Source organism: Bradyrhizobium sp. LTSP885, assembly GCF_000938305.1.
GTDB lineage: Bacteria > Pseudomonadota > Alphaproteobacteria > Rhizobiales > Xanthobacteraceae > Bradyrhizobium.
On the sequence record NZ_JYMT01000021.1, the window covers coordinates 73,015 to 97,207 of the forward strand.

Annotated in this window: 22 protein-coding genes; 14 read left to right on the forward strand and 8 right to left on the reverse strand. The window is 60.3% G+C overall.

Annotated elements, in window-relative coordinates; genetic code table 11:
- Positions 1 to 3 precede the first annotated feature (3 nt).
- Positions 4 to 222, forward strand: coding sequence for a hypothetical protein (locus UP09_RS14270; RefSeq protein ID WP_044538833.1), 219 nt, complete (start codon positions 4 to 6; stop codon positions 220 to 222).
- A gap of 531 nt (positions 223 to 753) precedes the next feature.
- Positions 754 to 1,446 carry a hypothetical protein gene (locus UP09_RS14280; RefSeq protein ID WP_044538835.1) on the forward strand — a complete coding sequence of 231 codons (693 nt, stop codon included), beginning with the start codon at positions 754 to 756 and terminating at the stop codon, positions 1,444 to 1,446.
- A 665-nt stretch (positions 1,447 to 2,111) separates the two neighbouring features.
- On the opposite strand, the gene UP09_RS14285 is transcribed toward UP09_RS14280, so the two are convergent.
- Together UP09_RS14285 and UP09_RS37605 are read right to left on the reverse strand one after the other, a co-directional pair.
- Entirely contained in the window at positions 2,112 to 2,657 is a 546-nt protein-coding gene (locus tag UP09_RS14285) for a hypothetical protein (RefSeq protein ID WP_156164598.1), read from the reverse strand.
- An 83-nt stretch (positions 2,658 to 2,740) separates the two neighbouring features.
- Positions 2,741 to 3,178 (reverse strand): hypothetical protein, encoded by a 438-nt coding sequence (locus UP09_RS37605; protein ID WP_052833090.1) that lies wholly within the window; start codon positions 3,176 to 3,178, stop codon positions 2,741 to 2,743.
- A 438-nt stretch (positions 3,179 to 3,616) separates the two neighbouring features.
- Between UP09_RS37605 and UP09_RS14295 the strand changes: the two genes are divergently transcribed.
- The 8 genes from UP09_RS14295 (at position 3,617) to UP09_RS14325 (ending at position 10,350) form a co-directional block, all read left to right on the forward strand.
- Positions 3,617 to 3,982 (forward strand): hypothetical protein, encoded by a 366-nt coding sequence (locus UP09_RS14295; protein ID WP_044538837.1) that lies wholly within the window; start codon positions 3,617 to 3,619, stop codon positions 3,980 to 3,982.
- A gap of 272 nt (positions 3,983 to 4,254) precedes the next feature.
- Positions 4,255 to 4,395, forward strand: a complete 141-nt coding sequence (locus UP09_RS37610) for a hypothetical protein (RefSeq protein ID WP_156164600.1) — start codon at positions 4,255 to 4,257, stop codon at positions 4,393 to 4,395.
- On the forward strand, positions 4,392 to 6,482 hold the full coding sequence (locus UP09_RS36325) for a bifunctional DNA primase/polymerase (protein WP_082070130.1): 2,091 nt from the start codon (positions 4,392 to 4,394) through the stop codon (positions 6,480 to 6,482). Before UP09_RS37610 ends, UP09_RS36325 begins: the two co-directional genes overlap by 4 nt.
- Before the next feature lie 701 nt (positions 6,483 to 7,183).
- Positions 7,184 to 7,702 (forward strand): hypothetical protein, encoded by a 519-nt coding sequence (locus UP09_RS14305; protein WP_044538838.1) that lies wholly within the window; start codon positions 7,184 to 7,186, stop codon positions 7,700 to 7,702.
- The gene (locus tag UP09_RS14310) at positions 7,699 to 8,013 is read left to right on the forward strand and encodes a hypothetical protein (protein ID WP_044538839.1); all 315 of its coding nucleotides are present in this window, start codon (positions 7,699 to 7,701) and stop codon (positions 8,011 to 8,013) included. Before UP09_RS14305 ends, UP09_RS14310 begins: the two co-directional genes overlap by 4 nt.
- Before the next feature lie 57 nt (positions 8,014 to 8,070).
- Positions 8,071 to 8,982, forward strand: coding sequence for a hypothetical protein (locus UP09_RS14315; RefSeq protein ID WP_044538840.1), 912 nt, complete (start codon positions 8,071 to 8,073; stop codon positions 8,980 to 8,982).
- Between the two features lie 5 nt (positions 8,983 to 8,987).
- Positions 8,988 to 9,629 carry an HK97 family phage prohead protease gene (locus tag UP09_RS14320; protein ID WP_044538841.1) on the forward strand — a complete coding sequence of 214 codons (642 nt, stop codon included), beginning with the start codon at positions 8,988 to 8,990 and terminating at the stop codon, positions 9,627 to 9,629.
- 214 nt (positions 9,630 to 9,843) lie between these two features.
- The gene (locus UP09_RS14325) at positions 9,844 to 10,350 is read left to right on the forward strand and encodes a hypothetical protein (RefSeq protein ID WP_156164601.1); all 507 of its coding nucleotides are present in this window, start codon (positions 9,844 to 9,846) and stop codon (positions 10,348 to 10,350) included.
- 526 nt (positions 10,351 to 10,876) lie between these two features.
- Here the strand turns inward: UP09_RS14325 and UP09_RS14335 are convergent.
- On the reverse strand, positions 10,877 to 12,109 hold the full coding sequence (locus tag UP09_RS14335) for a site-specific integrase (protein WP_052833092.1): 1,233 nt from the start codon (positions 12,107 to 12,109) through the stop codon (positions 10,877 to 10,879).
- A 157-nt stretch (positions 12,110 to 12,266) separates the two neighbouring features.
- Here UP09_RS14335 and UP09_RS14340 point away from each other — a divergent pair, with 157 nt between their 5' ends.
- From UP09_RS14340 to mctP, 3 genes are all read left to right on the forward strand, one after another.
- Positions 12,267 to 12,695, forward strand: a complete 429-nt coding sequence (locus tag UP09_RS14340; protein WP_044539167.1) for a Bug family tripartite tricarboxylate transporter substrate binding protein — start codon at positions 12,267 to 12,269, stop codon at positions 12,693 to 12,695.
- A 143-nt stretch (positions 12,696 to 12,838) separates the two neighbouring features.
- Positions 12,839 to 13,018 (forward strand): DUF3311 domain-containing protein, encoded by a 180-nt coding sequence (locus tag UP09_RS14345; protein WP_044538843.1) that lies wholly within the window; start codon positions 12,839 to 12,841, stop codon positions 13,016 to 13,018.
- Between the two features lie 10 nt (positions 13,019 to 13,028).
- Positions 13,029 to 14,525: a monocarboxylate uptake permease MctP gene (gene mctP / locus UP09_RS14350; RefSeq protein ID WP_044538845.1), complete on the forward strand. Its 1,497-nt coding sequence runs from the start codon at positions 13,029 to 13,031 to the stop codon at positions 14,523 to 14,525.
- Here mctP and UP09_RS14355 read toward each other — a convergent pair.
- Complete coding sequence (locus tag UP09_RS14355; RefSeq protein ID WP_044538846.1) at positions 14,490 to 17,972, reverse strand: indolepyruvate ferredoxin oxidoreductase family protein; 3,483 nt, start codon at positions 17,970 to 17,972, stop codon at positions 14,490 to 14,492. The genes mctP and UP09_RS14355 overlap by 36 nt on opposite strands.
- A gap of 155 nt (positions 17,973 to 18,127) precedes the next feature.
- Between UP09_RS14355 and UP09_RS14360 the strand changes: the two genes are divergently transcribed.
- Positions 18,128 to 18,583 carry an Lrp/AsnC family transcriptional regulator gene (locus UP09_RS14360; RefSeq protein WP_044539168.1) on the forward strand — a complete coding sequence of 152 codons (456 nt, stop codon included), beginning with the start codon at positions 18,128 to 18,130 and terminating at the stop codon, positions 18,581 to 18,583.
- Positions 18,584 to 18,715: 132 nt separating this feature from the next.
- Here UP09_RS14360 and UP09_RS14365 read toward each other — a convergent pair whose 3' ends face one another.
- The 4 genes from UP09_RS14365 to UP09_RS14380 form a co-directional block, all read right to left on the reverse strand.
- The gene (locus UP09_RS14365; RefSeq protein WP_156164602.1) at positions 18,716 to 19,996 is read right to left on the reverse strand and encodes a serine hydrolase domain-containing protein; all 1,281 of its coding nucleotides are present in this window, start codon (positions 19,994 to 19,996) and stop codon (positions 18,716 to 18,718) included.
- 707 nt (positions 19,997 to 20,703) lie between these two features.
- Positions 20,704 to 21,489, reverse strand: coding sequence for a fumarylacetoacetate hydrolase family protein (locus tag UP09_RS14370; protein ID WP_044538848.1), 786 nt, complete (start codon positions 21,487 to 21,489; stop codon positions 20,704 to 20,706).
- Between the two features lie 12 nt (positions 21,490 to 21,501).
- Positions 21,502 to 22,866 (reverse strand): LLM class flavin-dependent oxidoreductase, encoded by a 1,365-nt coding sequence (locus UP09_RS14375; protein WP_044538849.1) that lies wholly within the window; start codon positions 22,864 to 22,866, stop codon positions 21,502 to 21,504.
- Between the two features lie 26 nt (positions 22,867 to 22,892).
- Entirely contained in the window at positions 22,893 to 23,939 is a 1,047-nt protein-coding gene (locus UP09_RS14380; protein ID WP_044538850.1) for an Ldh family oxidoreductase, read from the reverse strand.
- Between the last annotated feature and the right edge of the window lie 254 nt (positions 23,940 to 24,193).

Below are 24,193 nucleotides of genomic sequence, written 5' to 3' on the forward strand. Positions count from 1 at the left end.
TTCGTGTCTTGGGATCAAGCATTCTTCGATCCAATCGTGCTGCCCAACGGTCGCAAGCTAATCACCTTGCGCGACGCTGCGCTCTACATTACCAAGCTGCCGAAGGCCGAGCACGATGCACCGGAATGGCAGACGGCCATGGAATTTCTGTTGAAGGTCGTCGAGCGTGGCTGGCCGCAGATGTTTGCACAAATTGCGATGATGCAAGCGCTCAATAACTAACAACGGAAACCGGCCGCCACACCACGACGTAAGCGCGTCAAGGCTTACAAGGTCATTCGGTAGTCGACCGGTGGTTGATGCGGGACGCAATAAATAACTGTGTGCGTTATATCGTCGGGTACTTCGAAAAGAGATACGTCGCACGTCGTACCGCTAACGGTATACTCAACGAGGTGCCTGCTGTTGCTGCGATCTCTAGCGACTCTCGAATAATCAGCTCTCGGATTTTGGCGACCTTCCGAACGTTACGTAGCTTCCGTTGTCGTTCCGCACCGGTCATGGTTTGCCGCTTGGGCTTCTCACCGAAATTCTTCGCGCGCCATTTCTTATTGCGTTCCGCGCCGGTCATTCGCACCGAGCTTATTGGCCGTCTGCCACGCTGTGCCATTTTTCGTCACCGATAGCGTTACTGATGCTTGTGACGCAAATCTAACGTAATCAAACTTGACTTCGCAAGGCGGTCTTGCAGCCGTGGCGCTGCGACGGATTGTGTGGTGACTTAGTGGCGCTAAGTCACTCGGGCTCGTGCCAATGAACGACCATCAATCTGAGATCGAGCGCGCAATTCAGAACGATCTCAACCCGCAAGAACGGGCATTGATCGAGCACGGTCGCGATCTCTCTCGTCAGAAAGTTGAAGGAGTCGATCTCGATAACTGGATCACTATCGGTCTCGCTCACAACGCTCACATCAGGCTGGCACTTCGCTTGGCGAATACCAACAAACGCTCAGGCTCCATCTACGCCAAACATCTGAGCGACATGATGCGGTACTACGGCATTAAAGGCGACAAGAGATATAAGGGCATCCTGACCGCGCTCGCGTTCATTCTCGATGAGGAGCATCCCGAACGGCTTGAAGCATTGAACGAAGCTCGTGCAAAGATGTCGCCGGGTGAGAAAGCAACACTTGCATCACCGCACACCGCACGGACGTTGATCAAGAGATTACTCAATGAGAAATCCGGCTATGAGCCAGCGCCGAAGGGGCGAACGTGGAAACAGAAGGAGAAAGACCTGCTAGACAAGGTCGCTCATCTGGAAGAGCAGCTTGCATCCAGTGACGACAGCGGCGCGGTGTTTACACCGACCGACACGGCGAAGGAGATCGTCGCTGCGATGTCGGGTTCAGTCTCGCGAAATAAGTTGATGGAGGTTCAGAAAGCGATAGGCGTTTGGCTCAAGGATCATCCGGTTCAAAAGCCAAAGCCACCGACCAGATGATGTTTGGAGAGAGAAGAATGGGAAGTGCGTCGAGCCAAATAAGTGACCTCAGATATCACGGAACGAATCTGATCGAGCTTCGTAGTTGAGTCTCGCGCAACAACGAAATTGACCTTAACAGGAATCGTAATGGCAATCTCAAATAGACATGAACGCCGCAAGGCCTCCGCTACTGAACCAACAACGATGACGGTATCCGAAGTGAAGGCTTTGGGAGGTGGGTGCGCATGGAACGGGTGCACGGTGACGTGTAAGCGTAGCGAAACTGAGAACCCGCCGAGAGGATGGACGGTGTTACTGTTGTTTTGGACAGGAAAGCCTGTCGTCAACATTTGGGATGACGTGCTGCCGAGCGCGATGCTGCGCGATTGCTACTTATGTCCCGAGCATACCGAGATGCTTGATCGTCAACTACTGATACGATTGCCCAGTCGCCTGATGGAGTAAATAAGGGAGCGCGTGAGATGACGTCACCAGCACGGATACTCATGCCTGTTTGATGCCGCGAACCGACGCGCGGCAGGGATGTCCGCTATGGGGCGCATAACAGACTCAAGGCGGGCATCGTGCCACGTCCGGGATGGGCCACAAAAGCGACCGCATCGACTACGCTGCCTTCCTTTCGGAAATCGCGAACGACAACTCGTTGCTCATGACAACCCGGTTTATTGAAATGGAGACTTGTATCTGTCTATCGAGGACAACAATTCAGGTACCGTTTCCTGCTCACGCTTCCACATTGGCGTTAATTTTTCTATGGCTTCGATTATCTTGTCGAAGCCCTCGTCAATGCAGTATTTGCATAGGTCCTTGTTCAAGGATATTCGGTAATAAAAATCTCCGAAGGCATTCAGGTCATAAACAGTTATCGTCCCAAGAACGATATGCGCGTAAGCAATCCGCCAATGAAAATTTAGATAGCTCTCGAATGCCATACTGTTTGTAACTTCGGTGGTCGTTCCCTTCAATTCTTTCATCACACGCAGGAACGTCTCAACGGTGAAATCTGGCTTAAGGCCATACAAAATCTTGTTGCCCTTTCGCATTGAAGAATCAGTCTCAAAAAATCTCTGTTGCTCAAAAATAAACCTCGTGCGTTCCAGAGAGCGAGATCGGAGACTATTGAGCGTGTACGAAATCGCCCCCCAAGTAAGGCTGGCAGCTGCAACCATCCACGAATGATTTGTCGAAAGACCGAAAAAACTGCTCATAGGTCGCTTTCCGAAAGGCTTCGAGGCTGAACAGGACTGAACAAAAATGTCGCCCGGCGCGCAGAAACTAACAATCAGGACTTTCAGGAGCTTCGCTTCTCGGTAATATCACTGGGATCGTCATCGTCGCCCTTATCGTCATCGTCGCGCTTATCGTCGTCGTCGCGCTTATCGTCGTCGTCGCGCTTATCGTCGTCGTCGCCCTTATCGTCATCGTCGCCCTTATCGTCGTCGTCGCCCTTATCGTCGTCGTCGTCCTTATCGTCGTCACGGCCCGGTATGTGGTCGTCTATTTGATCGTCTGGGACTTCGACTGAGTCCTTCACTATGCTGCCACGGTCGCCCTCTCCGAATCTTTCGACGTACTCTTCATGCCGATCGCCACCTGCAGATGTTATTATTTCACCATCCTCGTCGTAGACTGTGGTTCCCTGCGGGTCGGTAATGATTGTTCTTTCGTCGCCCTCTCCATTAGCCACAACTGTTACGGTCGCCATCGTCGCCCCCTTTGCGGAATTCATTTGGCCACTATCGTAGAAGTATAGCTAAGCAAATCTCACAATTCTATCGCGAATATATTTCTGGCTATTTTGGACTTCCGCGCGATTTTCTGACTTAGCTCTGCAGCGAGCGCACGATGTCCGCCAACAAACGGTTCGATAGGAGTAAGCCCGGTTTGAACCTTGAGGGTAGAGCGTGCGAAGCATGCGCTAGGTCCGGTTTTGGCCAAAAACGCTCCTGACGGCCCCGAGACGCCACTTTGGTCTACCCCGGTCAACGGACATTCTCAGGATTGGCCGGGGCAAGCATGCCCCGTCCGTCCCATGAATGTCGCACAGTATCTCGGCGGGTAAAACTGGGTTTCGACAAGGGCGCGCTGCGTCGCTCGATGCGCTATTGATGGAGCTGCCCGTCCAAGCGTGCAGCTCAGAGGGGCCATCACGGGGCTCATTGGGAATATGCCGTATACGAGCGCGGGCCACATAGCGCACGAGATATCGCCTGCGCAGGCATTAGAGATCGCGAGACGCAGGTTCTGTCGTATTTCCGCCGACGGCATTTTGTTGGCGCGTCGCGGTGCGCCGTATCAAGAGATCATCGTTGAACAGGTGAATCGCGCGATGGAATTCTTGGCGACGCTAACACCGACAAAGTCAGCTCGCGCGTGTTCTTATCAGTTGAAGCATGCCGCTGAGAGTTGGGCAGGTGCGTATATCTCGAATGGCGCGCTGATCGTCGCAGCCATCGCGCTCGGCCTCAAAGTGAGAAGTGCAGGCCGCGACTTTGAATCGAACCCGAACGCGTTGATCGGAGTGAGGGCTTGACGGTTCGAAATTTAGGTTCACGGTAATCCGACATAGACGGCACCGAATCAATAAAATCTACAATCCATAAAAGCGCCTGCATGTCCAAGCCCCCGAGTTTGGCGTGCGCCGCAAGAGGACTAAGGCCCGACAAATAAGGTCGCCGGGCGGTTCGATCCAACCATCTCGCCTTTGATGGCACTGGACGTACTATAAAAATTGGGCGGCATGCTCCTGCGGGTCATGCGGCAAAACAAAGGGTGAGCAGACCCAGCCCGCAGGATAACCACGTCATGAAAGCAAGACATGGCCGCCCCGACAGTGTCGAGCTGTCAGGGCCGGTGGATAATTTCAAGGAAGAAGCCAGCCGTAGCACCGCTCACCCGAACACGCAAGCGTTTGCTACTTATATTGTAGCGATGGTGGTGGCGTGACGGACGTTCACACACCCACGGCGACCGCAGCCACGACCAAGACGCCAGTTGAACTCGCGCTCGACCATGCCCGGCGTGGCTGGCATATTTTCCCGTGCTCGCCATCTGACAAGTCGCCAATGATTAAGGGTGGCTGCAATGCTGCGACGAACGATGAGACACTGATCCGAAAGTGGTGGCGGCAACATCCGACTGCAATGATCGGCGTCGCCTGCGGAGAGAAGTCAGGCGTCTGGTGTCTCGATCCGGATGCACCGACGGACAAGAATCCGAGTGATGGCCGCGTCAACCTCAAGGCGTTGGAACTGATCAACACCAAGCTGCCGATGACACATACACAGCTCACGCCGGGGGGCGGCAAACACCTCATCTTCGCATGTCGTACTGATCGTGCGCCGGTGACCAACCGTGAGGGCGCGCTCAAGGGCAAGCACATCAACGTGCGAGGTGCGGGTGGCTACTTCATTGCTGCCGGTTCGATCAATGCCGATGGCGTCGAGTATGTCATGGCCGAACCGGGGGACTATTTCAGCTTCCGGCCCGCGCCGGATTGGCTGCACGACATGATCGAGGCGAAACCAGAGCAACCGGAGTTGCTGACCATAAGCCAGCGAGCGGCGGCGCTGGTTCGTGTCCCGGAAGAGGCAATGACCGGTAACGCTTTCACCGAGTATGCCAACACCGGCACCGGCAACGGATATGCAGACAGCGGCCTGCGCAAAGAAGCCGACCGGCTGGCTATCACCTCGATCGATCGCAACATTGCATTGAACAACGCTGCGATATCGCTAGGCGGATTGGTCAAGGCCGGTGCGCTGACCGAGACGGCCGTGATCGGCACGTTGATTGCGGCATCCGTCGCCAATGGATACGACAAAGAGCACGGGCGGGCCGCGACGCTGGCCACCATCAAGAGCGGCATGGGTGCGGCCGCAGCTCGCAAGCTGCCATTGCGGGATGTGGGTGCCGTTGATCTGGCCCCAGACACGGGAAACGCTGACGCGGCAAAGCAAGCCGGAATTCCGATCACGCTATATCGGAATTTCGGCAGCACGGTCGCAAAGGATTGGTTGATAAAAGGTGTCATTGCGGTTGGCGATACTTCAAGTTGGGTTGGGCCACCGGCGTCTGGTAAATCCGCAATCCTTACCGACCTCGCTATCCATCTCGCATCAGCGGCGGACTGGCGCGATCATCGGTTAAAGCGGCAGTGTGGCGTCGTCTATTTTGCACTGGAACGTGCATCGCTAGTGAAGCGTCGCTTGATGGCGCACGGCCATCGGGACCAGCGCCTTGCCAGTGACCTGCCAATTGCGGTCGCGGGTCAGATTATCGACCTACTCAAACCGGCGACCTGCAAAGATATTATCGACACCATCTGCAACGCAGAGACAGCGTTCGGTTGCAAGGTTGGCTTGATCATCATCGATACCTTTTCCAAGGGCATCGCCGCTGGCGGCGGCGATGAGAACAGCGCCAAAGATCAGAACATGACGCTTGCCAATCTGCGCCGGGTTCAAGAGGCGACGGATGTGCACATCGCCCTAATCGGCCACACTGGCAAAGATGAGACCCGTGGCGCACGCGGCAGCAATGCGCATCTCGGCGATGTCGATATGATGGTGCAGTTCTCCGGCGAGAAAGATCAGCGGATTGCCACCATCACCAAGAACAACGACGGGGCCGAAGGCGTGCTGACCCGGTACAAGATGGAGTTGATCGTTCTCGGCATCGATGACGATGGCGACGAGATCACGACCGCGATCATCTCCACCGACACGCTGGCTTCCGACAAGGAGATCAGCCGCGCCAAGCTGAACAAAAGCCAGCGCCGGGCAATGGAACTGCTTGAACGCTGCATCAACGACGAAGGCGTGCCCGCGCCGGTATCGAGCCAGATGCCCTCTGGGATCGGCAGGACCGTCACCCGTGAACAGTGGCGGAATTGCTGCATCGATGGCGGATTGAGCGCCGGAACAAAGGACAGTTCCGACAAGGCATTCCGCCGCGCGATGACCGATCTGATCGACATGCACCGCATCGGAACATGGAAAGAGTTGGTTTGGATCGCTTATGAGCCGAGTTGATGTGGCGGACAGAGCAGACAATATGAATTGAGGAAGCAAAAGATCAATGAACTTGGGCGTTTGTGAGCATCGCGGACAAGCCGGACAACAGCGGACATTTGGAATTTTGTCCTTTTGTCCCATTCGGACAGACAGGACAGCCCTCTATAGGCTGTCCGTTTGTCCGGAGACCCGTGTGATGGCCAGAACTGTGCTGCGGCCTGATCGCGGTCACGGCGATGTCGACGATCGCGATTGTGACGGCCTCGCCCGTGCCTTCGATCGGCGACGGCACGGCGATGCCGCCACTCACAGGCGACGCCGCCAGCGAGCCGCGCTGACGATGGAACCGTGCAATCAACAACAACACAACCGATATCGACTGCTATCCGATCGGCAGAAACGGGAGCTGAACCATCGTGAGTGATCTTCGCGACAAAGCCGCAGGCGACACGCTGATCCGGCGAAGCATGCAGCGTCGATTGATCCGGGCCATAGCGCAGCGCGGTTATGCTGTCGGTAAGATGGTGGCCGGTCACCGCGAGTTCGGTTCAACTCCCGTAATGGGGCGGGTCCCAGTTACCGCCTCCGGCGGGAGCGGGTCGCGCCCGCGTACGGGATACGGTCAGGCAGTAATCGCGCCCGATATCCAACAACCGCAGCTATCCGAACACCTGCACAATTAATTTCGATGCTAACCAACAACAACAGGAGACGAATAGATGAAAACGGAATCTGCCAACGCTCTCTCGCAGCTCTTTGAAATCGACCGCGCCACGATGCTCCGTGCGCTTCGCACGACACCGCCAGATGCAGGCGACGGCTCACGGCCCACGTGGAAGGTCTCGACCGCTGCCAATGCGTTGGCAGCTCATCGCGCCAGCGTGGCGCGCGTTGATAGTCGCCAGCATCTCAACCGCAACGGCACCGCCAGTGCTGATACGAATTACCAAGACCCGCTCTTGGTGCAGCTCCATGCGCAGTTCGATGAAGCGAACGCCAGACTTCGTACGCTGCCGACGCTTGAGGCGCGCAGGCGTGCAGCGATCGATATGGTTCCGGTCATCGGTCGTGTTGATGCAGCATTACGCGAGCGTGGTCGGCTCAATGGTCTCGACGCTGATGCGGTCGATCTGCGAGCGGATAGCTTGTACGCCTTGCAGCTACGCAAGTTCGAAGCACCATGTCAGTGGACGATCGCCGAAGTCTGGGCCGCAATGGCGGAGAGGGTGGGAGCATGATCGCACAGAAAGCACGCATCGACCCGCCGCCGCCTGATGACGAGCCACCGACCGTGTTGGAGTTGCAAGCAACCATCGCGATGCTCAATGCCAAACTAGCGGTGTATGAGGCGGTGCCCCAACCGGGCGAGGATCATTGGTGCGTTTTCAAACGAGCCACGAAAATTAGCGGCATGAAACGCGAGAAGCTGCGCAGGCGGTGCGAAAGCGGGGAAGTGGAGGCTCGCAAGGTGAAGGGGCAGTGGATTGTCAATGCGACCCATGCCACCCGCCGCCGGTTTGAAGAGGCTCGGTTGGGTAGGAGCGGGTAATGCCGTCCGATCCTTCCGCGCCGCGCAGTGCTACCAATGATCAACAGGAGACCACGAATGGCTCTATTCTCGAAATCCGACCCGATTGCCGCCGCCGTTGTCGACCGCACCAAACTGGCTGGCCTCGAAACTGACGCCAAGCTGGCGCTTGATATTGCGGAGCAAGCTGCGGAAGCGTCGGCGGCCAGAGGTGCCGACGATGCGACGGTCAAGGCGGACAATGCAAGGGTACAGGAATGTCGCGACTTGCTGGCGCGGCGTCAAACCGCAGGCGAGCGGAAAGACGCTGATATCGTCACGCTCACGAGCGAGCGCGACAAAAAACTTGATCAGGAAACCCGGCACAATACCGCTGGCGAGTGCGAGACGCGTTTGCGAAGCGGCCACGCCATTGGCAAGCGCTTTGACGCGGTGATGGCAGAGCTGGCTGAGTACGCTGCATGGGCGGTGCCGTTCATTCCAGAGGCGGGCGGACTTCACAATTATTGCAAAGCATCGGCCACTCAGATTCCGGAAGCGCTGACCCTGATCGGTAAGCTGGCGGCCAACCATGCTGCCGCCGTGTTGGCAGGGACGGCACCGGCGACATTGCGAAGGCCAGAGCCCGCGCCTGTGCCGACCGTTGCACCGGTTGCGCCGACCGTGCATCTGTTCGCGATGAGGTCGGTAAAATGGAAGGACGCCAACGGCTCGGCGATCGTGGCACAAGCATGCACCGACGTATATCTGACACCCAACGCCGCGATGCGTGCTCTCTCTGCCAAAGCGTGCGTCCAAATCAATGATCCGCTGCGCCGGAAGCATCACGGGACCGTGGCCGGGCATGCTGATCCGCGCTTCGCGCTCGATCTCGATGCCGACCCGGAAAGCACCGCAGACCCGATCTTGGCATCAACGCCAGCGTCGCCGCAGCCGCAATTTACTGTTGTCGACCGTGGCCCGGCAATTCAGATGAAGGTAGTGAGGTGAGTTTTATGATCATTGCACCACGAGGCTGGAACGCCAACAAGGTCGAACAACGGTTTCTGAGCGCGCCACTATCGTACAACGCTTCTGATCACTCGTGCGAATGCGTCATCAGTGCTGGGGCTGCCGTCGATCGTGTCTATGGTCGAGAGATTTTGGAAATCTCAAAATCGGCCATCGATCTCAGTCGTATCCCGGTCCCGCTTTTGGATTCGCATAGTCAGGCAAGCGTGATCGACAGCACGTTAGGCAGGATCGACACTGCATGGATCACCGACGGCAAGCTGCATGGGCGAATTGTTTTTGCACAAACTCAGCGCGGCAAGATCGCCGAAGGCATGGTTGCCCGTGGTGAGGTGACGGGCATCAGCGCTGGTTATTCTGTTTCAACATGGCGCGTGACTGATTCCGATAATGATGTTGTTGATCGTGATGCGTCATGGGATGACGATCTCACGTACACCGCAACGAAGTGGTGTTTGTACGAAGGAAGCCTTGTTGGATGCCCAGCCGACATTTCGGCCGCCGTCCGCTCGCACGGTCGCGGCGACACGGCATACGACGCGCGTATGCGTGCTGAGGTCCGCGCGCGAATGCACATCAGGCAGGCGATGCACGACAGGCAGCAAGAGGCCAGCAAGCTGCATTGAAAAACGAGCATCCCCGAAGTGCTCAGGAGTTGAGTTGATGGTTGATGGATATCCGGTCGACGGCCGAAGCGAATTTCGTAACCGGAGAATTGCCGTGCACGAGTGCGGGCACGCGCTTGTCAGCCGTGCGCTCGGCGACTCGGTGTGGTCGCTCACTATCATTCCGGGCGGCGGCTTCGAAGGCCGCTGCATTCGATCCGGGCCGCCATCCGAATTGACGCTTGCTGAAAATGGACCGGGTAAAACGGAGGAAATTCGTTCAATTTGCGAACGGTTGGAACGGATTGCGCCAGAGCTTGGATCAACCCGCGTCGCGCTTTCGGAATACATCATCAGAAGCCAAAACAACGTTGTCGAGCTGCTTGCCGGTGAGGCGGCAGAATTGATCCTTCATCCCGATCTCCCATCGCTCGGCGCGGTTCACGATTTTGTTGAGGCCGATGCTTTCGCAAAGGTCGCGGTCGCCGTTCGACCGGCGACGATGGCGCTGCTGGAATATTGTCGGAGCGAAGCGAGCGGACTGCTAACCGAGAATCGCGACATCCTCGATGCGCTGATTGCGGCGCTGATCGCCAAGGGCACGTTGAGCGGCGATGAGATCGACGCAATCATTGCGGGCTGCATCACGGTGCGGTCGGCAAAGGCAGAGGGCGCGCGGCGACAGGATTGGGAACGGCGGTCTGTGTCGGCAGCGACGTTCGCGGGCATCAGCGAGAGATGATATCTGGACCACCGACACCAAGGACCACCACCGGCACCATTCAATCCGCAGGCACCGTGCCGGGAGCGCAGCCACGAATCCGACATGCGAGGCGGAGCCGTTTGGGCAGGGTGATCATCACAATATCGGTCCGCCTGAGTCCGCATGGACTCTTGAGAAAGGCCGGTGAACAGTTAATCGACGGCGCTGCTCCTGAGTCGCTCGACCGTCAAGTAACAGGCCCGGATCACGGGTTGTGCTGCGGCGCTGATAAGCCGCTCAGGGATAACGCGTTCAGCCAGTGTGATTTGCGAAATGAAAACGCCGAAGGAAATGATTCAGCAGTCGATTGACGACGTGCCGCCGCCTGCATCTTGGAAACCCGGAGGCGACCTAGCATTTTCCATTGAGGAGTTTTGCAGGCGGCACAGCCTCTCGCGCGGGACTTATTATAATCTGAGAGAAGCTGGAAAGGGACCGTGTGAGGCTCATGTGTTGGGCCGTGTCCTGATCACGAAGGAAGCGGCCAAAGAGTGGCGGAAGAAGATCACCGATGTATAGTGGCGAACTTCACAACGTTCGGCGCTTGCGCTGCAACGGGCAATAGTGCAGCGCGCAGCATCGCTTCCGTCTGATCACTGACAATGTACCGCGAGTAGGTGCGCTCGATCTCCGCGACTGACGTGTCGTGCGCACTGGCAACCAACCGAGTCGGCGTACCGCGCATCAGATGCCGAACTATGGACGAATGCCTCAACGCATACGGCGTGATTTCATCATCGCCATTGAGCCCGGCCTTCTCGCGTCCCTCTTTGGTGTCGAAACCAAGTTGTTTTGTGACCCGGCGAAACGCTTCCGCCAACTTGTTGTAAGCATCAAGCAACGGTGCGTTAGGCGGTTTGCCGACTGCGTGTTGTTTCAGTGTCGCGGCCAGCTCCGACGAAATCGGTAACGGCTTTTGCGACCGCTTGCGTCCTTTGCCCTTCTTACTTGAAGGCATCACGAGTCGATCACCCTGCAAATCGATCACCTCAAGCCGCTTGCATTGGCTTTCACGGTTGCCGGTGTCGGAAAGTACATGGCACCACAAGGCTAACCGACGGTCTATCTGATAAGCCGTGTCGATGATGGCGCGTTCGATGTCAGCGGGCAGGATAACGTTGCGGGCGCTTTCGCTGTCATTGTTCAATTTCGTCAAAGCATTGCGCCATTCGGCACTGTTGATGATCCGCTTGTCGGCCTTCGCCGCAAGGTTCAGCGCGGCTTTGAGAACGCGGCCGACGCGATCCGCGCTGGCGAGTTCTAGTTTATTTTCGGTGATCATGTTGTTGCGCCAAACCGTGAAATCGTTTTCGACACACAGGACGAGTTTCTTTCGGCCAAGCCAATCGGGCATGTTGTACCTGATTTGCGTAGCGTTGCCCTTATTCGCCTTGCGGCGGATCAAGTCGGCTTCGTATCGGTTGATGGCTTCGAACACCGTGATCAACTGATTGTCGTCGCCGCTAGACTTCGCGCCAGCGCCCGCCAGCTTCCGGGCTTCATCCCATGCCTCTTTGAACGACAGAACGGTCGTGGTGTTCGACGGTTCGATGTCGTCGGCGGTGGCGAACTTGGTGATGCGGTTGCCGCCCTTGCCGTCAGCCAAGCGGAACGACCATGTGCCCGCGCCAGAGGCGGGGCGGCGGTAGCCAAGCGACAGCCCTGCGGTGATTTCCTGCCAGTACGGCTTGCCGCGCGAGGCCAGTTTCAGGCGGGGCTTTTTGTCGAGACTTGCCATCGGGAATCAGCTTTCCTTTTGTCCCGTGTCCCGGCAATGTCCTGCCGGGGCAGTGAACAGGTGTTGATGAGCCTAGACCCCTTTGAACGGAAACACTGTAGAACAAGGGCTTCCGAGAGATCAGATGAACGGCCTTGGACCCATCTGGAAAGCAAATATGCCCTACAAGGGCGCCGCACCCGCGATCTCGGACCTGCTCGGCAACCAGATCCAGGTGATGTTCACGACGGTCGCGAGCTGCGCCGCACTGGTCGAGGCCGGGCAGTTGCGCGCGATCGCGGTGACTTCGGCGGAACGCTCGACGGCGTTCCCGCAATTGCCGACGGTGTCGGAGGCCGGCGTGTCAGGCTATGCCGCCGAATCCTGGTACGGCCTCTACGCGCCCGCGAACACGCCACCCGAGATCATCGATCGCCTCAACAGATCGGCCGCGAAGGCTGCACAGTCCGAGGCCTTCAAGAAGCTCAGCATCAACGAGGGTCTCGTGATGATCACCGCACCGCCGGCCGAGCTCGACCGCTACTTCGCCGGCGAGGAGACGCGCTGGCGCAAGGTGATCCTTGATGCCGGCATCAAGGCGGAGTAGAGCGCGAGATGAGTCTGACGATCACATCTGCCGGTATTGCAGCGCAGCAACCGCAATTCCGGTTGCATGCGCGACGAACCGGTTCCTAGATCGTTTGATAGAAGGTGCCGGCGAATCAAGCCGGTTTGGGGTGGGAGTGAGCCATGTGGGTTCTGTTGCTGCTGCCGTTTATCGGCTTGCTGTGGGTGCCGTTCTACAATTTCGCCGAGCCGTCGCTGTTCGGCTTTCCGTTCTTCTATTGGTACCAACTTGCCTGGGTGCCGATCTCCTCGCTTTTGATCTGGCTGGTCTATCGCCGCCAAACGCCTGACGAGACGCGGTGAGGGGGCTGCCATGACCGGTCAGATCGAGTGGACGGCACTCGCCGTCTTCATCTTCTTCTTTGCGCTCGTCACCGTGATGGGCTTCTTCGCCGCGCGCTGGAAATCCGGCCCGGTCAACGATCACCTCGACGAATGGGGTCTCGGCGGCCGCCAGTTCGGCACCTGGATCACCTGGTTCCTGGTCGGCGGCGATTTCTACACCGCCTACACCGTGATCGCGGTGCCGGCGCTGGTCTATGCGGTCGGCGCCTACGGCTTCTTCGCGCTGCCCTACACCATCATCGTCTATCCCTTCGTGTTCGCGGTGATGCCGGTGCTGTGGAAGAAAGCCCATGCCGGCGGCCATGTCACCGCCGCCGACGTCGTCCATGCCGCCTATGGCTCACGCAGCCTTGAACTCGCGGTGGCGCTGACCGGCCTGGTCGCGACCATGCCCTATATCGCGTTGCAGCTGATCGGCATGGAGGTGGTAATCAAGGCGATGGGCCTGACCGGCGAGCTGCCGATCATCGCCGCCTTCGTGATCCTCGCGCTCTACACTTATAGCTCCGGCCTGCGTGCACCGGCGCTGATCGCCTTCGTCAAGGACATCATGATCTACATCGTGGTGCTGGTCGCCGTCATCGTGGTGCCGACCAAGCTCGGCGGCTACGGTGCGGTGTTCTCCGCCGCCAACGACGCCTTCACCGCAAAGGGCGGCGCCACCGGGCTGACGCTGAAGCCCGCGCAGTTCCTGCCCTATGCGACGCTGGCGCTCGGCTCGGCGCTGGCCGCCTTCATGTATCCGCACACGCTGACCGGCATCTTTGCATCGAAGTCGGCGGATACCATCCGCAAGAACGCGATGCTGCTGCCGGCCTATACGCTCTTGTTAGGCCTGATCGCGCTGCTCGGCTACATGGCCTATGCCGCGGGCATCAAGGTGACGTCGCCGAACGATGTGGTGCCGACGCTGTTCAAGACCCTGTTCCCGTCCTGGTTCGCCGGCTTCGCCTTCTCCGCGATCGCGATCGGCGCGCTGGTGCCGGCCGCGGTGATGAGCATCGGCGCCGCCAATCTGTTCACCCGCAACGTCTGGAAGTCCTACGTCAATCCAGACATTTCAAATGCCGGCGAGGCGTCGGTGGCAAAGATCACCTCGCTGGTGGTGAAGGTCGGCGCGCTCGCCTTCATCCTGTTCCTGCCGACGCAATATGCGCTCGACCTGCAACTGCTCGGCGGCCTCTGGATCGTGCAGACGCTGCCGGCGCTGGTGTTCGGCCTGTTCACCGTCTGGTTCCGCGCCGAGGGGCTGTTGCTCGGCTGGGCCGTCGGCATCGGCTGGGGCACGTATACGGCATGGAGCAACGGGCTGAAGCCGCTCGCCACCATCACGCTCGGCGACACCAGCTACACCTTCTATGTCGGCCTCGGCGCGCTGCTGCTCAACATCGTGGTGGCGGTGCTCGCGACCGTCGTGGTCGGCTGGGTGTCACCCGCGAAGCGCAGCGCAGCGGTCGGCTCCTGAGCCGTCGCCGTGATGCGTCGGATCTGAGGCGAGGCGCGCGGTGAGCCGCGCGACTTCCGCTTTGGTCTTGTCGATCGCAGCGTCCTTCACCGGGCCGTAGCCCCTGATCTCCATCGGCGCCCTTGCGATCGCGATGAGATCGGGCAGGCGTGTCGCATCGAGCTTGCCGAGCATCGTGTCGATCACCGCCTGATACCAGGTAATGAGCTCGCGCTCGGCACGTCGTTCGGCGCTGTAGCCGAATACGTCGAGCGCCGTGCCGCGCAGCACCTTGAGCCGCGCCAGCACCCGCAGCGGCGTCTGGATCCATTGGCCGAACGCGCGCTTCCGCGGCCGCCCCCGCGCATCGTGGCCGGAGGCGAGGAATGGCGGCGCCATGTGGTATTGCACCGTGAAATCGCCGTCGAATTCGCGCTTCAGCTCGTCGAGGAAGCCGGTCTGCATATGCAGCCGCGCCACCTCATACTCATCCTTGTAAGCCATCAGCTTGAACAGCGAGCGAGCTACGGCGTCGGTAAGGCTCTCGCTATCAAGCGCCGCCTCGGCGCGACGGACGCGATCGATCGTCGCCCGATAGCGCACGGCATAGGCCGCATCCTGATAGCCAACGAGGAAATCCGTCCGCCGCGCGATCATCTGGTCGAGCGTCTCCAGCGCATTCGCTCCAGCGTTCTCGGCCTTCGGCAAAAAGTCCGGATCGGCAAACGCGATCCGTCCCCAGGCCAGCGCCTGCTTGTTGCGCTCGACCGTGACGCCGTTGAGTTCGATCGCGCGCATCAATGCGTCCAGCGACACCGGCACCAGCCCCTGCTGCCAGGCAAACCCCAGCATCATGATGTTGGCATACACGCTGTCACCGAGCAGCCGCTCGGCCAGCGCATTGGCGTCGATCGCGGTGAGATTGCCCGTCCCTATCACCCGCTCGATCGCCCGCAGCCGAACCGGCGAGGCGAGGTCGGCATCACGAAACCGCACCACATCGCCGGTCGGCATCTCGGCGAGATTGATCGCGGCGCGCATGCCCTTGCGATAGGTGCCGGACGCCTTTGCCGACGAGCTCACCACGAGATCGCAGCCGATCAGCACATCGGCCGCGCCCTGGTCGATCCGCACTTGGTGCAGCGCGTCGGGTGTTGCGGCAAGCCGCAGAAAGCTCAGCACCGGGCCGAATTTCTGCGCGAAGCCGGTGAAGTCGAGCACGGAGACGCCGCGCCCTTCGAGATGCGCGGCCATCGCCACCAACGCGCCGACCGTGATCACGCCGGTGCCGCCGACGCCGGTGACGAGCAGATCGTAGGGCCGCTCCAGCGCAGAAAACTCGGGCGTCGCCAGCGTGGCGGCGCGCGCCAGCGGATCGACCCCGCTGGCGGTCTTCGCGCGCCGCTTGCCGCCTTCGACGGTGACAAAGCTCGGGCAAAAGCCGTTGAGGCAGGAAAAATCCTTGTTGCAGGTCGAGAGGTTGATCTTGCGCTTGCGGCCGAACGGCGTCTCCTTCGGCTCGACGCTGAGGCAGTTCGACTCCACCGAGCAGTCGCCGCAGCCCTCGCAGACGAGATCGTTGATCACAGCGAAGCGCGCCGGATCCGCGATCGTGCCGCGCTTGCGGCGCCTTCGTTTCTCGGTGGCGCAGGTCTGCTGATAAATCAGCACGGTGACGCCTTTGATCTCGCGCAGCTCGCGCTGCACGGAATCCATCTCCTCGCGCGGCTGGATGGTGACGCCGGCGGGAAAATCGGCGAGCGCGAAATGCGACGGCTCGTCCGAGACCAGCGCGATCCGCGCCACGCCCTCGGCGCGGACGCTGTGTGCGATCGCATGCACGGTGATCGGGCCGTCGACCGGCTGTCCGCCGGTCATCGCAACCGCGTCGTTGAACAGGATCTTGTAGGTGATGTTGGCGTTCGCGGCGACCGCCTGCCGGATCGCCATCGAGCCCGAGTGATAGTAGGTGCCCTCGCCGAGATTCTGGAAGATGTGCTGATGGCCGGTAAATCGCGACGAGGCCGCCCAGTTGACGCCTTCGCCGCCCATCTGGATCAGCGACGAGGTCTCGCGGTCCATCCAGCTCGCCATGAAGTGGCAGCCGATGCCGGCCAATGCTTTGGAGCCTTCGGGCACTTTTGTCGAAGTGTTGTGTGGACAGCCCGAGCAGAAATAGGGCGTCCGCGTCGCGCCTGGCACTGCGATCGTGCGGTCCTGCTCGGGGACGAGTTCGGCAACGCGCCGGGCAAGCTGCAGTTCGGGAAACATCGGGTCGAGCCGCCGCGCCAGCACGTCGGCCAGCATCCGCGGCGACAATTCGCCGATCCAGGAGATCAGCCGCGCCCCTCGCTCGTCATGCTTGCCGACCATCCGCTCCGGCTTCGATCCGGGATAGTCGTAGAAATATTCCTTGAACTGGCTCTCGATGATGCCGCGCTTCTCCTCGACCACGAGGATCTCGCGCTTGCCCTTCACGAACCCCATCGCGTCGTGTAGCGCCAGCGGCCACACCATGCCGACCTTGTAGATGTCGATGCCGAAGCGGCGGCAACTGGCCTCATCGAGCCCGATCAGCCGTAGCGCCTCCATCAGATCGAGATGCGCCTTGCCTGTCGTGACGATGCCGTAGGTCGCATCCCTGACGTCGTAGATGCGGCGGTCGATCGGATTGGCTTTCGCGAAGGCATAGACCGCGTGTTTCTTCGCCTCCAGCCGCTCCTCGATCTGCGGCCCCGGCAAATCCGGCCAGCGATAATGCAGTCCGCCCGCCGGCGGCGTAAACTCCGGCGGCACGAAGTCGCGCGGCGCCGGCAGTTCGACGGACGCACCCGACTCCACGATCTCCGAGATCGCCTTGAAGCCGACCCACATGCCGGTGAAGCGGCTCAGCGCGTAGCCATATTCGCCGAAGGCGAGATATTCGCTGACATCGGCCGGATGCAGCGTCGGCATGAACCAGCTCATGAAGGCAACGTCGGACTGGTGCGGCATCGACGACGACACGCAGCCATGATCGTCGCCGGCGACGACAAGCACGCCGCCATGCGGCGACGAACCATAGGCATTGCCGTGCTTCAGCGCATCGCCGGAACGATCGATGCCGGGACCCTTGCCGTACCAGAGGCCGAACACACCATCGACCTCGCGGTCTTTCTGCGTCTCGACCTGCTGCGAGCCGAGCACCGCGGTCGCCGCAAGGTCTTCGTTCACGGCGGGCAGGAATTCGATGCGGCTGTCCTTCAGCCGCTCGCTGATCTTCCACAGTTCGAGATCGACGCCGCCGAGCGGCGAGCCGCGATAGCCGGAGATGAAGCCTGCGGTGTTGAGCCCGGCGGCGCGATCGCGCCTGATCTGGTCGAGCGCGATGCGGACGATTGCCTGCGTGCCCGTGAGGAAGACGCGGCCGCGGTCGCGCGTGTAGCGGTCGGAGAGCTGGTAGGCGTCGAGCTGCGGCATCTGGCCCATGACTGACCTCTCGCGAGTCGCAATGTCTGATGGGACGAGGTTATGCCTGGGCGCCTGGTAGGTCATACCTATCCGTTCGTCTGCGGCGTTATCTTCGGTAAAATATTGCAAATTGATGGGTTATGCGGTAATTTCTACCAGATGGAGGATTGGGCGTGGTCGAGGAGCAGGACGAGAAGATCCTCGCTGAATTGCAAAAGGATGGCCGCGCCACCAACCAGCAGCTTGCGGAGACTGTCGGGATGTCGACCTCGGCGTGCTGGCGCAGGGTCCGCGCGCTGGAAGAGTCCGGCGTCATTGCAGGTTATTCAGCGCTGGTGGCGCGCCAGCAGGCCGGCTTTGCGACCTCCGCGATCCTGCACGTCTCGCTGGAGCGGCACGACGCGACCTTCGTCGATGAATTCGTCGCGCGCGTCATGCTGCGCCGCGAGGTGTTGGAATGCTTTGCGACCACCGGCGACGCGGACTATCACCTTCGCGTCGTCGTGCGCGACATGGACGCCTACAACAGATTCCTGGACGATTTCATGTTCCGCATCCCGGGGATACGTCATGTCCGGACCAATGTGGTGCTGAAGGAAATCAAGACCGGCGTGGCGCTGCCGTTTTGAGGGGGCGGTATCTCCCCTTGTCATTCCGGGGCGACGCGAAGCGTCGAGCCCGGAATCCATTGATCCATGGATCATGCGGTCTAATGGATTCCGGGCTCGCGCCAAGTGGCGCCCCCCGGAATGACGAGAGGCCTAGGCGCGCTTCTGAGGATGCCAGTCAGGTACGGCCTTTGTCATCTGCCACACCAGCTGATCGAGCGCGCGGCTCATGCCTGCATCCCGCGACCTTGTATTGGTGAACGCCGACCAGCAGAAATCGCCATTCGTTCGGACGGAAATGGTCGTTGTTCCATCCAGCAGGCCGCTGTGCCACCAATTGTTGTTCGCGGTGATGAAGAGGCCTTTGGCATAGCGAGGGTTCGCGGTGCTGGGCGTGCTCATGGTGCGGAGGCTGTCGTCGGTGAGCAGTTGCTCGGTATCCTTGAACCCGTCGATATGAACGAACAGCGTCGTCAAATCGCCCGGTGTCGCAATCCAGCCGCCATGAGAATCCATGCGGGCGACGTTCATCCGATATGGATCGCCGCCGGTCTGGCTATAGTATTTCACCTCGTTGGTCGCCCGATCGCTCAGGGTATTTCCGGCAATCTGCATATCGGCGACGCCGCATCGCTTCAGGACGTTGTTCTTGATGTATTGCTCGTAGCTCTGACCGGTCAGTTTCTCGATGACGCGACCGAGGACGCAGTAGCCGAAATTCGAGTAAGCATAGGTCTCGCCTGGAGGGTTGGTGAGAGGCATGTGCTCCAGCGTCCAATTGATCAGCTCGCGATGTTTCATGTCCTGGTTCATGAACATCGGGTCACGAAACTGGTTTCCCCAGGTCCCGGTGGTGTGAGTCAGCAGATGCTCAATCGTGATCTGCTCGACATACGAGCGAGACGCACCTGTTGACATCAAGCTCTGCGGGGTAGGCGTCGTCGGGTAGTCCTTTCCGAGAATGGAATTCGATCCAAACACGTAGTCGCCGAGCCGCAATTTGCCGGCTTCGACGAGTGTGAAGATTCCGGTCGAGGTCACCGGTTTCGATATGCTGGCGATCCGGAATCGATGTTGCGGCGTCAATGCTTCGCCGGTCTCTCGATCCGCGACGCCGAACGCCTCGTCATAGGCGGGCCTTCCCTTGATCGCGATGGCAATTGAAAGACCGGGAACGTCATAGGCCTTCATGAAATCCGCGGCCAAGCCGGCCATCTGCTTGCGCTGATCCGGCGTCGGCAGCTCCGCAGGCTCCTGAGTAAGGGCTGGCGATGGCGCGCAGGCCATTCCCGCAGCACAGAGCAGCGAGCCCTGAAGTAATGTTCGGCGTGAAAGGGGCATGGCTGCCTTGCCTATGTTGGAGCGAGCGGCCGTACGGTATTGCGGTTCTACTGTTTCTGTCACGTTACGAAAATGGTTGTGTGACCACGTCACGATAGCCTGTCGGGCAAATCAGCAAAGACCTGTCAAGCCTGCGCAATAAAAATATTTCGGTTTATCGAAAGTAAAATTCAGTGTATAGATGTGCCCGTCCCACCCGATTGAGGGGCGAGCGCACGTCACGAACGCGCGGTGGGATGCGGTGGACGCCGATTGCGCAACTGACGAGTGCGCATAAGGCGGACGGTGAAGTCGTGTGGTTCGGACGCCCCAGTGGCTGGTGTCCTCTCGCAAGACGCGACAGCGTCTTTGCGAGGGCGGTGACAAACAAGCCTAGTCTCGCCGGGGAGAGCACGTATAAGCCGTAACCCATCGCGCAGGGAAAGCCGGAGTGCCTCCGCTGAACCTGTATGCTCGTGTGCGTTTCTTTCTTTCACTTTGCACACGAGACCGCGGGTGCAGCGTGCACCCGGCTTTCCCTGCGCCCTCTGTTTCGAGAGAGGGCGAACGAAATACAAAGCTCGGGCAAATCGTGTCGCGAGAACGCGGATGTGTGAGTCACAAGTGGCGCAACATACTCGCTGTCGTCCCGGGCTTGACCCGGGACTCATAACCACAAATGTGCATTGTTACGCGACGCTGGGGCCGCAGCTCACTTCAAAAACACAGCCCTGTGGTTATGGGTCCCGGCCCCCCGTGCGCAATTGCGCACTAGGCCGGGACGACAATGGGGATGGAGCGCGGTCAGAAACTCAGTGGCCTCACACCTTCTCCCTCACAAACCTGTTGCGCAACGTCCCGATCCCGGTGATGTCGATCTCCACCAAATCGCCGTGCTTCAAATCCGGCGAGGCGCCGTCGGTGCCCATCCAGATCACGTCGCCGGGCCACAGCGTGAAATACTTGGTCAGCTCGACGATGAACGGCACGATGCCGAAGATCATGTCGTTGGTGTGGAAGCGGCCGGTCTCCTTGCCGTTGACGCGGATCGCGGTTTCCATGGTGTCGAGATCGACATCGGTCTCGATCCACGGGCCCATCGGCTTGAAGGTGTCGGCGTTCTTGGATCGCCACAGGCTGCGGTCGGCCTTCTGCCAGCTCCGCTCGGAGACGTCGTTGCCGATAGTGTAGCCGAACACGCAATCCATCGCGTTGGCTTCAGTGAGATGTTTTGCTTTTTTGCCGATCACGACGACGAGCTCGCCCTCGTAATGGATCTTCTCGGTTGCAACAGCCGGAATCACGACGTCTTCGTCATGGGCGATCAGCGCGTTCTGCGCGCGGTAGCCGATCTCGGGACGATCAGGGATGTTCGGCACCGTGCCGGCCTTGTCGGCGGCTTCCTTCAGGTGCTTCAGATAGTTCAACCCGACGCAGTAGAAGGTGCGCGGGATCAGCGGCAGCTCGATCTTGACGTCGTTGAGCGCGAGCGTTTGCGACGTCCTGGTCCATTCGCCAAACGGATCGCCGCTGACGGTCGTGACCTTGTCGCCTTCGACGAGGCCCCAGGATGTCTTGCCTGCGGCAGTGAATTTGAGCCAGCGCATGATGATGTCCTTCTATTCCGCGGCCTGCGTACGTGTCTTCCACGCCCCGGCGGCGGGGCGTCGCAGTCCGAGATTCTCGCGCAGCGTCTTGCCGGCGTAATCTCTGTGAAACAGGCCGCGGCGTTGCAGCTCGGGCACGATGTGGTTGACGAAATCGGCGTAAGAACCCGGCACGTAGCTCGCCGCGACGACGAAGCCGTCGCAGCCGCGGCCGACGAACATTTCCTCGAGTCTATCGGCGATCTCCTTCGGACCGCCGACGATCGCGTCCTGCACCTGGCCGCGGCCGGAAAACGTGATGAAGTCGCGGGTGGAAGGATTGGTCTTGCCGGAGGTGCGCAGCACGCCGTCGCGGATGCCGATCATGCCCTGCATACCCTGCAGTTCCGGTGTCGTCAGCGGCTCGTCGATGCCCTTGGCGCCGAAGTCGAAGTTGAGGCCTTCGGCGAGCAGCGACAGCGCGTCGATCTCGAGCGGCAGCTTTTGGATCACGGCCATTTTGTCTTCGGCCTCGGCCTTGCTGGCACCTGCGACCGGCGTGATCAGATTGCAGAGGAACATCTGGTCGGGATCGCGGCCGGCCTTGGCGGCTTCGCCCCTGATCGCCTCGTAGCCCTGCTTGGCATTGGCGAGATTGCGTGCCGCGGTGAAAATCACCTCGCCCCATCGTCCGGCGAAGCGCTGGCCGCGGCCGGAGGCGCCGGCCTGGATGACGACGGCATGGCCCTGCGGCGAGCGCGGCACCGTGAACGGGCCGCGCGAGGTGAAGAACGCGCCCTTGTGGTCGAGCCGCTTCACCCTGGTCGGATCGGCAAAACGGCCCGATGTCTTGTCGATGATCAACGCGCCGTCTTCCCAGGAATCCCAGTGGCCGAGTACGACTTCCATGAACTCGTCGGCGCGGTCATAGCGATGGTCGTGCTCGAGATGGTGCTCCTTGCCCATGTTGAGGGCTTCGCCGTCATTGACCGAGGTCACCACGTTCCAGGCGGCGCGGCCGCCGGTCATCAGGTCGAGGGTGGCGAAGCGGCGGGCGACGTCGAACGGCTCGAAATAGGTGGTCGACGCGGTCGAGGCGAGGCCGAGTTTCTCGGTCACCATACCCATCGTGGTCAGCACCACGATCGGGTCCATCTTCACGCAGCGGATGCCGTATTCGACGGTGTGGGCGTGATCGTTGCCGTAACGGTCCGGCATCGCCAGCCGATCGTCGAAGAACGCCATGTGGAACTTGCCGGCTTCCAGGATACGCGCGATCTCCTGGTAGTAGTCCGCCGACATCGAATCGTCGCGCGACTCCGGGTGACGCCATGAGCTCGGCAGGTTGGTGCAGTTCTGGGCCTGCAGGAAGCCGACCATCGCCATTTGCCGTGTCATGCTGTTCTCCCGTGCTTGGCGATGGGTCAGTGAAGGTCGAGAGCGAGCTTGTAGTCGGCGGCGAGCGCCTTCAGCTTCTCCCAGGTCGCATCCTCGATCTCGATGCCGTCCTTGCGCCGCTGCTGCTCGCGGATGAATTCGACTTCACCAGGATAGAACACGCCGCGGCTTCCTTCGGAGGGTGGCGTCGATTTCAGATAGCGGGCGAAGTCGGCGACTTCCTTCTTGAAATCCTGCAGCGGGCGGAACGCGGCGACGTTGAACACTGCCATGAAGCAGCCGTCATTGTGCCGGCCGGTCGGCTCGACGCCGAAGCCCAGACCCGTCAGCAGGCCGCACAGCACTTCGACCATCGCGGCGAGACCGCTGCCCTTGTAGCCCTCGCTGCCGCCGAGCGGCAGCAGCGCGCCGCCCTTGCGGTAGTCCCTGGGGTCGGTGCTGTCGCGCCCGTCGGCGTCGATAATCCAGCCCTTGGGGATCGCTTCGCCGCGCGCGACCGCGAGCTGGATCTTGCCGGCGGCGACCGCCGACGTCGCCATGTCCAGATAGAACGGCGCGTCGAGGTCGGAAGGCACCGCGATCGAGATCGGGTTGGTGCCGAGCCGGGCCTCGCGGCCGCCGAACGGGGCGACATGCTTCGGCGAGCGGCCGGAATCGGCAGTGGCGATCCCGATCATGCCCTCGCGCATCGCCATCAGCGGATAATGCGCGAGCCGCCCGACATGGCTCTGCCGGAACACGGTGCAGGCCGCGACATTGGCGGTCTTGGCCTTGTTGATGGTCATCTCCATCGCCTTGGCGTTGACGTGGAAGCCGAACCCCCAGTGACCGTCGATCACGGTGGTGGTCGGGGTCTCCTGCACGATGGTCCATTTGGCGCCGGGCACGATGTGGCCGGCCTCGACGCGGTCGATATAGGTCGGAATTGCGATGATGCCGTGCGAGTCATGTCCGGCAAGGTTGGCGTTGACGCAGCCGGAGGCGACGGCGTTCGCCTCCTCCTCCGATGCGCCGGCGGCCTTGAGGAGCGCCGCGCCGATGCGCGTGAGACGGTCGGCCTGGACGATCGGCATGGGATTTCCTCGCTGTCCGCCCGCACAATCAGCGGGTCTTGCTTGCCGTGGTTGACCGCATGGTCTCAAAGCGCCGCCGACGGAGCAAGGGCGGAAAATGCGGACGGCCATGCCGGGAGCAGGTGCTCGCCGCGTCGATTTCACAGCGTGGAACGGGCGCGGTCGCGATGCGGAATTTGGGCGCCATGACGGCGCGAGCCGGGCGGCGGCGCGCCGCCGGCGGCATCAGCGCCTCAGCCTGGCACAGCAGGGCC

Coding starts and splice junctions, on each gene's coding strand:
- UP09_RS37605 (WP_052833090.1), bottom strand. CDS start 3,178: ATGAATTCCGCAAAGGGGGCGACGATGGCGACCGTAACAGTTGTGGCT.
- UP09_RS14280 (WP_044538835.1), top strand. CDS start 754: ATGAACGACCATCAATCTGAGATCGAGCGCGCAATTCAGAACGATCTC.
- UP09_RS14335 (WP_052833092.1), bottom strand. CDS start 12,109: ATGGCAAGTCTCGACAAAAAGCCCCGCCTGAAACTGGCCTCGCGCGGC.
- UP09_RS14285 (WP_156164598.1), bottom strand. CDS start 2,657: ATGAGCAGTTTTTTCGGTCTTTCGACAAATCATTCGTGGATGGTTGCA.
- UP09_RS14315 (WP_044538840.1), top strand. CDS start 8,071: ATGGCTCTATTCTCGAAATCCGACCCGATTGCCGCCGCCGTTGTCGAC.
- UP09_RS14355 (WP_044538846.1), bottom strand. CDS start 17,972: ATGGGCCAGATGCCGCAGCTCGACGCCTACCAGCTCTCCGACCGCTAC.
- UP09_RS14340 (WP_044539167.1), top strand. CDS start 12,267: ATGCCCTACAAGGGCGCCGCACCCGCGATCTCGGACCTGCTCGGCAAC.
- UP09_RS37610 (WP_156164600.1), top strand. CDS start 4,255: ATGAAAGCAAGACATGGCCGCCCCGACAGTGTCGAGCTGTCAGGGCCG.
- UP09_RS14310 (WP_044538839.1), top strand. CDS start 7,699: ATGATCGCACAGAAAGCACGCATCGACCCGCCGCCGCCTGATGACGAG.
- UP09_RS14375 (WP_044538849.1), bottom strand. CDS start 22,866: ATGACACGGCAAATGGCGATGGTCGGCTTCCTGCAGGCCCAGAACTGC.
- UP09_RS14380 (WP_044538850.1), bottom strand. CDS start 23,939: ATGCCGATCGTCCAGGCCGACCGTCTCACGCGCATCGGCGCGGCGCTC.
- UP09_RS14305 (WP_044538838.1), top strand. CDS start 7,184: ATGAAAACGGAATCTGCCAACGCTCTCTCGCAGCTCTTTGAAATCGAC.
- UP09_RS14370 (WP_044538848.1), bottom strand. CDS start 21,489: ATGCGCTGGCTCAAATTCACTGCCGCAGGCAAGACATCCTGGGGCCTC.
- UP09_RS14295 (WP_044538837.1), top strand. CDS start 3,617: ATGCCGTATACGAGCGCGGGCCACATAGCGCACGAGATATCGCCTGCG.
- UP09_RS14345 (WP_044538843.1), top strand. CDS start 12,839: ATGTGGGTTCTGTTGCTGCTGCCGTTTATCGGCTTGCTGTGGGTGCCG.
- mctP (WP_044538845.1), top strand. CDS start 13,029: ATGACCGGTCAGATCGAGTGGACGGCACTCGCCGTCTTCATCTTCTTC.
- UP09_RS14320 (WP_044538841.1), top strand. CDS start 8,988: ATGATCATTGCACCACGAGGCTGGAACGCCAACAAGGTCGAACAACGG.